This is a genomic window from Desertibaculum subflavum (assembly GCA_003576705.1).
GTDB lineage: Bacteria > Pseudomonadota > Alphaproteobacteria > Ferrovibrionales > Ferrovibrionaceae > Desertibaculum > Desertibaculum subflavum.
Genome location: QOZS01000010.1, coordinates 82,129 through 95,483, shown reverse-complemented (window position 1 = coordinate 95,483; position 13,355 = coordinate 82,129). Strand labels below are relative to the sequence as shown.

Genomic DNA, 13,355 nt, shown 5'->3' with positions numbered 1-13,355 from the left:
CCCGAACAGAGCAACGGTCGCGCACGCACTTTATTGTTAGGCATCCAACCCGTGCCGCGCGCTCCTCCTCGTGGCCCATTTGACGCGATGCGGCCGCGAAGCACAATCGGCTCGTCGTCGGCAGGCCCGCTTCGATCTGAATTTGTGAGATTCGCAAGCGCCGGCCGGATCGGCCAAGTGGCCGATGCCGCCGGCCTCTGTCACAAGCTAGATTCGTTTTCGCGCGCTTCGGCCGTCCGTTGGGGGGCAAGTCGGGTGGCGAACAGAGATGGGTTAACCGCGCTTTAGCGAAGGTTGATGGATATTCCATTTGCCCGACTCGGGCCGAACCCGGCATTCCAGGCCAGGGATCGGCGGCTGACGGCGCGACGCCGGAGGCGGCCCGCCAGCGATGGCGTGCGGAGGCCGGCATCGGCCTGCCGCAGAAGGAAGGTCTAGGACATGTCGTCGGATTGGTGGCGCGGCGCGGTCATCTATCAGATCTATCCGCTCAGTTTCTGCGACAGCGACGGCGACGGCCTCGGCGACCTGCCCGGCGTTCTCGGCCGGCTGGACTATGTGGCATCGCTCGGCGTCGATGCGATCTGGCTCTCGCCCTTCTTCCCGTCGCCGCTCAAGGATTTCGGCTATGACGTGGCCGATCATTGCGGCGTCCATCCCGCCCTCGGCACGCTCGGCCATTTCGACGCCATCGTCGAGAAGGCCCACCGCCTGGGCCTCAAGGTGATGATCGACCAGGTTTGGAGCCACACTTCCGATCATCATGCGTGGTTCCGCGAAAGTCGTGCCGGGCGCGACGCGGCAAAGGCCGACTGGTACACTTGGGCCGATCCGCGTCCCGATGGCGGTCCGCCCAACAATTGGCTTTCCGTGTTCGGTGGCGGTGCATGGACCTGGAATCCGATCCGCCGCCAGTACTACCTGCATCATTTTCTATCGGACCAGCCGTCGCTGAACCTGCGCAACGAGGCGGTGGTCGAGGCGCTGCTCGGAACCGCGCGGTTCTGGTTGGACCGCGGCGTCGACGGCTTCCGTTTCGATGCCGTCGACTTCATGTTCCACGACCCGGACCTGAAGGACAACCCGCCGCGCCCGCCGGCCGACGGCGAGATTCCGTCGCGGCCCTTCCGTCTGCAATATCACCTGCACGACATGATGGGCGCCGGCACCCACGAATTCCTCGCGCGCATCCGCGCGCTCGCCGACGAATACGGCGCCGTCACGTTGGGCGAGGTGTCGAGCGAGGATGGGGCGCTCGAGCGCTGCCTCGCCTACAGCGCGCCCGGCGAAGGTAAGCTTCACATGGCCTACACGCTCGGCCTGATGAAGCGGGGCTTCACGCCGGAGCTCTTCAACGATGCCTTCGCGCTGCAGGCGCGGGCCAGCGAGGCCGGCTTCTGCTGGGCTTTCAGCAACCACGATGTGGAGCGCGCGGTCAGCCGCTGGGGCGGCGCCAAGGGCGGCGACCGGTTCGGGCGATTGCTGATGAACCTGCTGCTCGCGCTGCCCGGCACGGTCTGCCTCTACCAGGGCGAGGAGCTTGGCCTGCCGCAGGCGAAGGTGCCGCATGACCGCATGCGCGATCCCTACGGCGCCGCGTTCCATCCGGTCTTCTCCGGTCGCGACGGGTCGCGCACGCCGATGCCCTGGACCATGTCGGCGCGACATGCCGGTTTCTCGGCGGCGCGGACGCCGTGGCTGCCGGTGTCACGCGCGCATCGCGGCCGCGCGGTCGACATGCAGGAGGCGGATCCCGGCTCCATCCTGAATTCCTGGCGGTCGGCGCTGCGCTGGCGGCGCGCGCATCCGGAGCTGCGCATGGGGCGGCTTCACGCATTGTCGGTGCCGGGCCAGACGCTAGCATTCGAGCGGTTCAGCGGCGAGGGGCGCGTGTTGGCCGCGTTCAATTTCAGTGCCGAACCGGTGACGCTGGACCTCAGCTTCGGACCGCCGATGACGCCGATCGGCGGTCATGGCTTTGCCGCCGTGTCGCCGTCGACGGTTCAGCTCGATGCCCACGGTGCCGTCTTCGCCCGCGCGCCCGCGGCGCATGGCTGCGCCGACTTCACCTTGGCGGCCGAATAGCCGCCGCCCTCAGGGCCGTTCGCGCACCAGAACGGCGACCGGAAGTTCCGCCAGAAGATCGCCGATCAGCGGCATGACAGCGGCTTCCTGCGAACGCAGCGCCCAGATCCGGCCGGTGAATATCTCTCGCCATCTGCCGCTGTGATCGGCGGGCAGAACCAGCCGGGTATCGTTCCACGCGCTTCGATAACTCCTCGCCTCGGCGCCGAGCAGCGAGACGAAGAGCCGGCCCGCCACCACGATCGCGCGCTCGTCGCGATACCGTCGCTGGAGCGCGACGACATGGTCTGCCTCGCTACCGACGGCAACCAGCGGCTCATATGCCCCCTGCCGGAACAGATCGGGATATTCTTGTCGCGCGCGCGCGAGCCGGTGCAGCAGCCGGAGCTTGATCTGACCGTCGGTCCAGCGCGCCAGGTCCTGGCGCAGCGCGTCCAGGCGGGCTTCCGCCGCCGCGTGGTCCGTGTGCGCGATCTCTTCCTGCCGTCTGTGCCGCGCCACGAAATCGACTTCGCCACGGTTGTCCGGATCGACCAGGCTCAGGTCCCACAGCTCGGTCCCCTGATACGCGTCGGGAATGCCGGGAATCGTCATCCGCAATGCCAGCTGCGACAGGCTGTTCAGCATGCCGAAGAAGGCGATGCCCTCGGCAAAGGCGGCGAAATCCGCCAGAAACGGATTGGTCCGGGTGTTGTCGAGCGCGCCGCGGATGAACGCCGTGCAGGCCGCTTCATAGGCGTCGTTCGGGCTGTCCCAGCTCGAGATCAGCTTCGCCTCGCGCACGGCCTTGACCACGTAGCGTTCGATCCGCGCCGTCAGGGCAGCGAGCGTCTTCGCTTCCAAGGCGCCGCCGGCGAACGCGGCGGGCCAGGCGCCCAGCAGGGCCTGATACAGCATGTACTCGTCGCCGGGCGTCGGCGCGGGAAGGCCGTCAAGATCCTGGCGCAGCAGGCGGTTCAGCATCGCCCAGCGATCGGCGCGCTCGCGCCACGCCGCCGGCAGCTCCGTCAGCACGTCGATGCGCGCCCGCGCGTCCTCGCCGCGTTTGGTGTCGTGGGTCGACGTTGCCAGCATCGAATGGGGCCATTGTCGCGCGCGCTGTCGGTTCGCATGGTGGAAGGCGGCGGGCGACGCGCCGAACTGTCCGGGATCGCCACCCACTTCGTTGAGAGAGATCAGGCGGCGATAGCGGTAGAACGCCGTATCCTCGACCGACTTCGCCATCACCGGGCCGGTGTATTGCTGGAATCGCATGGCGAAGCGGGCCAGCTCGGCGCGGCCGAAGGCGAAGCTCTGCGAGGCGAGGTCGCCGGTCAACGCGTCGTGCAGCAGGTCGAAGATCTGCACGTCGGCGCCGCGCCATTCGCGCCTGGCCCGCTTCACCGCCCAATCGATGTCGCGCCTGTCCTCCGCCGTGATCGTGCGAGCGGTCACGTAGGTTCGATACACCGGAAAGTGCCTGACAATTGCCTTCAACGCATCGCGCAGACGCTGCCGCGTGAAGTCGCGCGTGGCCCAATGTCGTTCGACGATGCGGTCGATCTCATTGGCGAGGCTGCTGAGCTCGCTCGACAGCAGGTTCTCGATCACCAGGTCCTTGGCGGCTGGGGCGATCTCCTCGAAGCTCGATGCGTCGTGGGTGAAGCTGCGATAGGCCTCGTCGCATTCGGCTTCCCCGGCAGGGTCGACGAACAGGCCATTGATCAGGACGCCGGTTTCATAGCCGGTGGTGCCGGCGATCGCCCAACTTGGCCGCAAGGCCTCGTGCCGCGCCAGGATCTTCTCGGCGACGACATAGAAGCGAAGGGTTGCGTCACCCTGCGCCGGCTGCCGCGCACGTGCCAGCGCCTGCAGGCGGCGAAAATAAGCCTCCGGGTCGAACATGCCGTCGACATGGTCCAGTCTCAGGCCCTGCAATCGGCCTTCGGCGATCATTCGCCCGATCAGGCCATGCGCGATGTCGAACAGCCGCCGATTCTCCATCCGGATGCCGGCCAGCTCGTTGATGTTGAAGAAGCGGCGGTAGTTCACCTCGTCGGCGGCGACGCGCCAGAAAGCCAGCCGGTAATGCTGGCGCTCCAGCAAGCCGTGCAGCGGCCGGAAGCTCTCGCTGTCGCCGGGCCGGCCTGCGAAGGATGCCGTGGCATCCTCCATGAACTGCGCGGCGGCCGGATCCTCGCGGCAGAGCTGCGCCAGCCTGGCCTTGAGGCCGGCGGCGATGCTGCGCGCCATATCGCGGCGTTGCCGGCCGACACGTCGCACCCGATCGAATTCTTCCGCCAGGCGCGTCAACTCTTCGCGCAGCGGTGCCGCAATCGATGTCCCGTCGCCGTTCCGGGCCAGTTGGCGGCGGATGACGACGGCATAGGATCGCGGCCGCAAGGGCAGCCGGTGCTCGTAGTACCAGACGCTCAGCGCGCCCTCTTCGGGCGCGAACCGCAGAACCAGCTCGCCGCGTTCGAGCACGATGCCGTAGTGCTCGCCGAGCAGCGGCAGCAGCAGCTTGCCGAACAGCTCCGGCTTGGCCGGCATCCAGTCGATATCGAAGAACTCGGCAAAGCCGGACCCCTGGCCCCATTCGAGAACGTCGAGCCACCAGGCATTGTCGGCCTTGCCGATGCCCATGTGGTTGGGAACGAAGTCGAGCACCAGGCCCATGCCGTGCGCCCGCAGCGCATCGGTGAAGTGCACGAAATCGTCCCAGCTGCCGATCTCGGAGTTCAGGTTGTTGTGGTCGGTGATGTCGTAGCCGTGCTCGCTCCCGGGCCGCGCTTTCAGCAGCGGCGAGGCGTAGACGTGGCTGATGCCGAGTGCGGCGAGATACGGCACCACGTCGAGCGCTTGCCTGAGGGTGAAGCGGGCGTTGAATTGCAGGCGATAGGTGGAAAGCGGCACGGCCAGCCGCGCCATCAGCACAGCCGTCGGGGCCGGGCGCTCGGCGTTCAATATGCGGCAAAGCGCTGTGACGCGCGGGTCGGCGAACACCGCTTCCAGTTCATGGGGCAGGCGAAGCTGCCAGTTCGGGTGTTCCTCGTTGGTGCTGGGCACATTGATCTGCTCGATCACGCCAAGCGGATCTTCCAGATGCATCATCAGGATCTGCCCGCGCGACCGGGCGAGGAAGCGATAGGCCGCTTCCACAGGCGTCCGTTGATGCTCTTCATCGCCGACCAGGCGCTCGTCGCGAAACGCTGCAAGCAGAGCGTCGCGATCGACGGCGCGATTGCGTTGTTCCGCCTCGACCTGCCCTTGATCCGGCAGGAAGCCCAGCCGCGCGCGCAACTTGATATCGTCGCCGCGCCAGAAACTCGGGAAGGTCGGCAGGTCATGAGTGCTCACCGCGACCAGGGCGGCGCTCGGATAGTCGGCCGGACGGCGCGGCCGTCCGTCCACCTCCCGCTCGAAGAGCAGCAGCCGGTAGGAGAGAATGCCCGCCCGTTCCAGCTCCTCGCGCAGGCCCTCCGGCACGGTGCCGAGATCCTCGCCGACGATCAGGCAGCGCTGCCGATGGCTTTCCAGGATCAGGATTCCGACAAGATCGGCGAACGGGTATCGCACATAGGCGCCGCGCGCCGCCGGCTCCCCATGCCGAATCCAGAAAGCACGCCACAGGCCAAGGATATGATCGATGCGCATGGCGCCGGCATGCCGCATGTTGGCGCGGATCAGCTCGATGAAGGGCCGATAGCGCTCGCGCTTGAGGGCGATCGGGCTGAGCGGGGACAGACCCCAATCCTGGCCCTTGCTGCTCAGGCTGTCGGGCGGCGCCCCCATGCTCCAGCCCGGCACGATCACGTCCTGTTCCGACCATGCATCGGCGGCGCCGCCGTCGACGCCCACTGCGAGATCCTTGTAGAGGCCGATCGGCATGCCGGCCTCGCGCGCGGCGGCGGCGCAGGCGGCGGCCTGCTCCTCCGCGATCCACTGCAGATAGGCGAGGTATTCGATGCGCTGGCGATTCGCCGCGGCAAAGCGCGCGACGGCGGGCGAGCCCGGGTCCTGAAGCTCGATCGGCCAGTTGCGCCAATAGCGGAGCGAGGGATTTTCCCGCCCGTGGGTCTCGCGCAAGGCCTGGAAGACGCAGAACCGCTGCAGCGCCGCGCCATGCTCGCGCTGAAAGGCGCGGAACCGCCTCGCCCTGGCGGTCTGGCGCGCAATATGGTGATCGCGGAACGATCGGAACAGCAGTTCCAGGATTCTCCACTTGCACCGCGCCGCCGCGGGATAGTCGACCAGCGGCCGCCGACGCAGCTCTGCGAGTTCAGCCTCAAACTCGGCGCTGCCGACCAGGGCCTGCGCCTCGGCACATTCCGCGAAGTCCGGCACGGCCTCGACGTCGATGTAGAGGGGATTGAGGAACCGCCGGCTGTTCGGCGAATAAGGGCTCGATCGCGCCGGTTCGTCCAGATAGAGCGCATGCACCGGATTGATGCCGACCAGACTGGCGCCCGCCCGCGCGGCGCGGCGCAGCATGTCGGCAAGGTCGCCGAAATCGCCTATGCCCCAGTCGAATCCGGACCGCAGAGAATAGAGCTGGACCGAGATGCCCCAGACCCGGGCACCCTCGTCGAGAGGGCTCGGCGCATATGCCCGCGACGGCGCGGCGATCAGCAGGGCTTCCGCCGGGCCCGCCGGTGCGTCGGCAATGCGCAGCTCGAAGCGGTGATAGCCCGGCGCCGGCGACAGCGGCAGCACCAGGCGCCGCTTCTCCCAGTGCCGGCCGCCCCGGATCACCGTCTCGACCAGCTCCAGCGCCGTCGCATGCGTCAACCCGGCATGCGGCGTGCCGTCCTCCTCGGTCAGGCTCCACTCGATACCGGGATCGGCCGCCGCGGCAAGCGTCAGAATGATCTCCGGCGGGCCGGTGCCCGCGCGCCACACGGTGACGGGATCGATGGCGGCGGGCTCATCCGCGGTATCGTCGCCGGTCACGCCCAGGGCCTCAGCGAGGGCGCGGATGGTTTCCGCATCCGCCTCGCGCCGCATGCCGGCGTGGTCGAAATAGACACGCTCGATGCCGGCCCGGCGGCAGAGCGCATCCAGCTCGTCGTCCATCAGCCGGCGTCTCCCGGCGCGGCCAGGAACCAGCCGGCGAACCAGGGCGGCAGATCATCGAATTGCGCGCGCGTGGACGCGTCAGGCTCGGTGACAAACAGCGGGCGGCCGCGCCGCGGTATCTTCACGCCCGCGCTGCTCTGGGCCGACAGCGCCAGAACGGCTTGCAGGGTCGAGCCGTCACCGAGGCGCCAGCAAATCTCGACGGCCGAATCGCCATGCATCGTGCAACTGCCGCTCCCGGCGCCGATATCCGCCAGCCGCGGTACGATCTCGCGGTGCCGTATCGCCAGCAGAGAGCGGACGAATTCAAGCCAGGTCCGGTGCGGCTCGCGGCCGAGCACGCTCCAATCCAGCTTCGCCGCGGCGAAGGTCGCTTCCAGAAGTGGATCGGGGATCCGCGCCTGCGCCACCGGATCGGCGAATTCCGGGAAGCGCGCGAATTCCCGCCGCCGCCCCTCGCGCACGGCGTCGGCAAGCTCGGATCCGAAATCGCAGAAGAAGGGGAAGGGCTGCGGCGCGTGCCATTCTTCGCCCATGAACAGCATCGGTATCTGCGGCGACAGCAGGACCACGGACATGGCCGCCCGCAGCGCCGGCGCGTCCGCCAGCGCCGAGATCCGCTCGCCCATGGCGCGATTGCCCACCTGGTCGTGGTTCTGCAGAAAGGCGACGAAGGCGGTGGGCGGAAGGCCGGCGCTGGGCTCGCCGCGCGCCGCGCCGCCGCGATGCGGCGAAGGCTCGCCTTGATAGACGAAGCCTTCGGCCAGGGCGCGCCCCAGGCGCCGGTGCGGCTCCGAACCGTAGTCGCCGTAATAGCCCGTCGTCTCGCCGGTCGCGAGCACATGTAGGACGTGGTGGATGTCGTCGTTCCACTGCGCCGCATAGCGGGTCGGGCGCCCCGCCGCGTCGCGCGCCAGGTAGCGCGCGGCGTTGTCGTCGTTCTCCAGGACGAGATGGACCTGCCGGCCCGGCAGGTCCGTCGCGACCCGCGCGGCGAGCTCCTCCAGGATGTCGGGCCTGCTGTCGTCGCGGATCGCATGCACCGCGTCGAGGCGCAGTCCGTCGATGTGGAACTCCTCCAGCCAATAGAGCGCGTTGTGCACGAAGAAGTCGCGCACCGTCGGGCTGCCGGGGGCGTCGAAATTGATCGCGGCGCCCCAGGGCGTCTGGTGCCGGTCGGTGAAGAAGTCCGGCGCGTAGCGGTGCAGGTAGTTCCCTTCCGGGCCGAAGTGATTGTACACCACGTCCAGGAACACCATCAGGCCGCGTTGATGCGCGGCCTGCACCAATTGCTTCAGATCCTCCGGGCGGCCATAGGCCCGCGTCGGCGCGAACGGCAGCGTGCCGTCATAGCCCCAGTTACGCGCGCCAGGAAACTCGGCGAGCGGCATCAGCTCGATGGCGGTGACGCCGAGGTCGCGCAGATGATCCAGCCGCTCGATCGCCGCCTTGCAGGTGCCTTCGGGCGTGAAGCTGCCGAGATGCAGCTCATACAGCACCGTCTCATGCCATGGCCGGCCGTTCCATTCGTGATCTGCCCAGTCGAACGCGCCGGGATCGATGACCTCGCTCGGGCCATGCACCCCATCCGGCTGGAAGCGCGACGCCGGGTCGGGAATCTCCATCTCGCCGTCGATCCGGAAGCTGTAGCGCGCACCGGCCGCCGCGGCGGCGCTCTCCGCGCTGTACCACCCGTCGGCCGCGCGCGGCATGGGCGCGGGCGGCAAGGCGGCACCGTCGGCCGTGCGCAGGCAGAGCTCGACTTGCCGCGCCGCCGGCGCCCACAGGCGAAAGCTGGTCCCGCGACCGGCGTCGAGGATCGCGCCGAACGGCATCGCATGCGCGCGCCGCACGGCTATCCGCCCGCGCCGGTGCCATGGTGGCCGCACAGCACGACCACGCTCCGCGCCGCCACTTCCACCTGGGCCCGCGGCTCGACCGGCGCCTGGCGGCCCTTTCCGTCGGCGGTAGAGGTATCGATCAGATACAGCCAAGCCGAGATCCCGGGCAGGTCCGGCAAGGTATAGGCCATGTCGTCGTGATGCGCGTTCAGCACGATGAAGAGCGGCGCGTCCGCCGATTGCGACTTGTCCGTCGCATGCGGGTCCGCAAGCAGGAAGCAGAGAATGCGGGCGTCGGGATAGTTCCAGTCCTCCTGCGTCTTCGCCTCCCCGCTCGGCGCCAGCCAGACGACATCGCGCAGCAGGCCGTTGTCACCGAACCGGCTGCCGGTGAGGAAGTTGCGCCGCCGCAGGGGGCGATGCTCGCGCCGTATCCGAATCAGATGGCAGGCGAAATCGAACAGATCGTTGTCGTGGCGGTCGGGGCCATCGATCCATCCGATCGGATTGTCCTGGCAATAGGCGTTGTTGTTGCCGTCCTGGCTGTTCCCCAGCTCGTCGCCGGCGAGCAGCATCGGCACGCCCTGGGCCAGCAGCAAGGTGGCGAGCAGGTTGCGCTGCTGGCGGGCACGAAGCGCGAGCACGGCCGCATCATCGGTCGCGCCCTCCACCCCGCAATTCCAGCTGTTGTTGTTGTCGCTGCCGTCCCGGTTGCCTTCCTGGTTCGCCTCGTTGTGCTTGTGCTCGTAGCTGACCAGGTCGCGCAGCGTGAAGCCGTCATGTGCGGTGACGAAGTTGATGCTGGACCAGGGCCTGCGTCCGGCGTGGCCGAACAGGTCCTGCGAACCCGACATGCGGCCTGCCAATTCGCCGATCAGGCCGCCTTCGCCCTTCCAGAAGCGGCGCACGATGTCGCGGAACTTGTCGTTCCACTCGGCCCAGTCGGGTGGAAACTGGCCTACCTGATAGCCGCCCACGCCGACATCCCAGGGCTCCGCGATGAGCTTGATGCGCCCCAGCACCGGGTCCTGGCGCAGCACGTCCAGGAAGCCGGAATGCGGGTCGAACGCGCCATCGGCCTCGCGGGCCAGCGTGGTGGCGAGGTCGAAGCGGAATCCGTCGACATGCATCTCCTCGACCCAGTAGCGCAGCGAGTCCATGACCATCTGCAGGACGCGCGGGTGGTGCAGGCGCAGCGCGTTGCCGCAGCCGGTGAAATCCTCGTAATGGCGCTCGTCGCCCGGCATGAGGCGGTAGTAGGACCGGTTGTCGATGCCGCGGAAGGATAAGGTCGGGCCGAGGTGATTGCCCTCGGCCGTGTGGTTGTACACCACGTCGAGGATCACCTCGATGCCGGCCTCGTGCAGGTGGCGCACCATGGCCTTGAACTCGCCGACATGACCGGTGGCGAGATAGCGCGGCATCGGCGCGAAGAAGCCGATCGAGTTATAGCCCCAGTAGTTGGAAAGCTGGCGCTCGATCAGATAGCGATCGTCGAGAAAGGCCTGCACCGGCAGCAGCTCGATGGCGGTGACGCCGAGCTTCTGCAGGTGCTCGATCGCGGCGGGATGCGCCAGGCCGGCGAAGCTGCCGCGCAGTGCCGCCGGCACGGCATCGCGCTGCATCGTGAAGCCGCGCACATGCGCCTCGTAGATGATGCTGTTGCTCCAGGGCGTGCGCGGATGCCGGTCGCCGTCCCAGGTATAGGCGGGATCGATGACCATGCATTTCGGCATGCCGCGGGCATTGTCGCGGCGATCGAAGGAAAGGTCTCCCTGTCGCGCGCCGACCCGATAGCCGAAATGGGCGTCGCTCCACGCAATACGGCCGTGCAGGGCCTTGGCACAGGGATCGATCAGCAGCTTGTGGGGATTGAACCGGTGCCCGGCGCGCGGCTCGTACGGTCCGAAGACGCGATAGCCGTAGAGCAGGCCCGGCCGCGCATCGGGCAGGTATCCGTGCCACACTTCGTGCGTGTATTCCGGCAGATCGACGCGGGCGATCTCGCGCTGTCCCCGGTGGTCGAACACGCAAAGCTGCACGCGTTCGGCGTGCGCGGAAAACAGCGCAAAATTGACTCCCTTGCCGTCCCAGGTCGCGCCGAGCGGGTAGGGCAGGCCGGGCTCGACGCGGAGCGATTGGCTAGCCATCGGCTCAGCCGTGTTCCGCGACGAGAACGACGCCGCCCAGCGGCGGCAGCGTGAGGGTGACCGAATGCGGGCGCCCGTGCCAGGGCACCGGTTCCGAATGTACGCCGCCGCCATTGCCGATATTGCCGCCGCCATAGATCTCGGCGTCCGAGTTCAGCGCTTCGCGGTAGAAGCCTTCCGCCGGAACGCCCAGCCGGTAGCCATGCCGCGGCACCGGCGTGAAGTTGCAGACCACGATGGCCGGCGCGCCGCCCTCGCCGGGCTTGCGGATGAAGGACAGCACGCTGTTGACGCTGTCATTGGCGTCGATCCACTCGAACCCCTCCGGCTCGCAATCGCGCGCGTGCAATGCCGGCACGGCGCGGTAGAGGGCGTTCAGGTCGCGCAGCAGGCGCTGAATGCCGGCATGCGCCGGATCTTCCAGCAGGTGCCAGTCAAGGCTCTTGTCGTGGTTCCACTCGCGCTCCTGCGCCAGCTCGGCCCCCATGAACAGCAGCTTCTTGCCGGGATGGCCGAACATGAAGGTGTAGTAGGCGCGCAGGTTGGCGAAGCGCTGCCAGCGATCCCCGGGCATCTTGCCGAGCAGCGAGCCTTTGCCATGCACCACCTCGTCATGGCTCAGCGGCAGCACGAAGTTCTCGCTGAAGGCGTAGATCAGGCCGAAGGTCAGCTGGTTGTGATGGTGCGACCGATGCACGGGATCACGGCTGATGTAGTCCAGCGTGTCGTGCATCCACCCCATGTTCCACTTGTAGCCGAAGCCGAGCCCGCCGAGATAGGTCGGCCGCGACACCATCGGCCAGGCGGTCGATTCTTCTGCCACAGTCGCAATCCCGGGATGCCGGCCATAGGCGGTCTCGTTCAGGCGGCGGAAGAATTCGACCGCCTCCAGGTTCTCGCGCCCGCCGAACTTGTTCGGCACCCACTCGCCGGCGGCGCGGCTGTAGTCGAGATAGAGCATGGATGCGACCGCATCCACGCGCAGGCCGTCGATGTGATAGCGGTCCAGCCAGAACAGCGCGTTGGCGAGCAGGAAGTTCGCCACTTCGCGCCGGCCGTAATTGTAGATCAGCGTGTCCCAGTCCTTGTGCAGGCCCTGCCGCGGGTCGGCATGTTCGTAGAGATGCGTGCCGTCGAAATTGCCGAGCCCGTGCGGATCGGTGGGAAAGTGGCCCGGTACCCAGTCGAGAATCACGCCGAGGCCTGCCGCATGCGCCGCCTCGATCAGCAGGCGGAACTCTTCCGGCGTGCCGAACCGGCTGGTCGGCGCAAACAGGCCGGTCGGCTGATAGCCCCAGGACCCGTCGAAGGGATATTCGGAGATCGGCAGCAGCTCGATATGGGTGAAACCCATGTCCTTGACATAGGGCACCAGCTGCTCGGCCAGCTCGCGATAGGTGAGGTATCGGTTGCCCTCCTCGGGCTTCCGCCGCCACGAACCGAGATGCACCTCGTAGATCGAGACCGGCGCGCTGCGGTCGACATGCCTCTCCCGCTCGGCGAGCCAGCCGGCATCCCGCCATTCGGGCGACCCGAGATCGGCGACGACCGACGCCGTCTGTGGCGGATGCTCGGCCGCGAAGGCGCAGGGATCGGCTTTCATCAGGATGGCGCCGTCCGGCGCCTTGATCTCGTATTTGTAGCGGTCGCCCGGCTTGAGATCGGGAATGAAGATCTCCCACAGGCCGGCGCCGGGATGGTGGCGCATCGGGTGCCGGCGGCCGTCCCAGTTGTTGAAATCGCCGATCACGCTGACGCGGTGGGCATTGGGCGCCCAGACGACGAAGGCGACACCTTGGGTTCCGTCCAGATTCGTCGGATGCGCACCGAGCTTGTCATAGGCCGAGAGATGGGTTCCCTCGCCGAACAGATGCAGGTCGACCTCCCCCAGCCACGGCGGGAAGCGATAGGGATCGCCGACATCGGCTTCGCGGCCGCCCCAGTTCACCCGCAGACGATAGGGCAGGCGGCGCTTGCGTTCGATCCGGCCGGCGAACAGGCCGGCATCGTGCACGCGCTCGAGCGCGCCGACGGGGCGCGACGTTTTGGCGTCCAGCACGGTGACGCCGGCGGCTTCCGGCAGGAAGGTACGCACCACCAGCCCGTCCTCTGTCTCGTGCAGGCCGAGGAAGGCGAAGGGATCGGGATGGTCGCCGTTCACGATGGCCTGAACGTCGTGGGAGGATGCGTCGCTTGCAGGATGCATGATGATCCCCGGCCT

5 protein-coding genes are annotated in these 13,355 nt (G+C 67.7%); 1 reads left to right on the top strand and 4 read right to left on the bottom strand.

The features are described 5' to 3' along the window. Positions 1 to 441: 441 nt before the first annotated feature. Entirely contained in the window at positions 442 to 2,085 is a 1,644-nt protein-coding gene (locus tag DT074_RS07265; protein ID WP_119419163.1) for an alpha-glucosidase family protein, read from the top strand. A gap of 9 nt (positions 2,086 to 2,094) precedes the next feature. On the opposite strand, the gene treY is transcribed toward DT074_RS07265, so the two are convergent. From treY to glgB, 4 genes are read right to left on the bottom strand one after another with little or no spacing between them, the layout of a single operon-like run. After that, entirely contained in the window at positions 2,095 to 7,140 is a 5,046-nt protein-coding gene (gene treY, locus DT074_RS07260) for a malto-oligosyltrehalose synthase (RefSeq protein ID WP_119419162.1), read from the bottom strand. After that, on the bottom strand, positions 7,140 to 8,996 hold the full coding sequence (gene treZ, locus DT074_RS07255) for a malto-oligosyltrehalose trehalohydrolase (RefSeq protein ID WP_368744511.1): 1,857 nt from the start codon (positions 8,994 to 8,996) through the stop codon (positions 7,140 to 7,142). The genes treY and treZ overlap by 1 nt, the downstream gene beginning before the upstream one ends. A gap of 2 nt (positions 8,997 to 8,998) precedes the next feature. Continuing rightward, positions 8,999 to 11,134 (bottom strand): glycogen debranching protein GlgX, encoded by a 2,136-nt coding sequence (gene glgX, locus DT074_RS07250; protein ID WP_119419161.1) that lies wholly within the window; start codon positions 11,132 to 11,134, stop codon positions 8,999 to 9,001. Between the two features lie 4 nt (positions 11,135 to 11,138). Next, entirely contained in the window at positions 11,139 to 13,340 is a 2,202-nt protein-coding gene (gene glgB, locus DT074_RS07245) for a 1,4-alpha-glucan branching protein GlgB (protein ID WP_119419160.1), read from the bottom strand. Positions 13,341 to 13,355: the final 15 nt, after the last annotated feature.

What these genes read in the sequence shown, in the direction of transcription:
- DT074_RS07265 (WP_119419163.1), top strand. Translation starts at nt 442, where the DNA reads ATGTCGTCGGATTGGTGGCGCGGCGCGGTCATCTATCAGATCTATCCG.
- treY (WP_119419162.1), bottom strand. Translation starts at nt 7,140, where the DNA reads ATGGACGACGAGCTGGATGCGCTCTGCCGCCGGGCCGGCATCGAGCGT.
- glgX (WP_119419161.1), bottom strand. Translation starts at nt 11,134, where the DNA reads ATGGCTAGCCAATCGCTCCGCGTCGAGCCCGGCCTGCCCTACCCGCTC.
- glgB (WP_119419160.1), bottom strand. Translation starts at nt 13,340, where the DNA reads ATGCATCCTGCAAGCGACGCATCCTCCCACGACGTTCAGGCCATCGTG.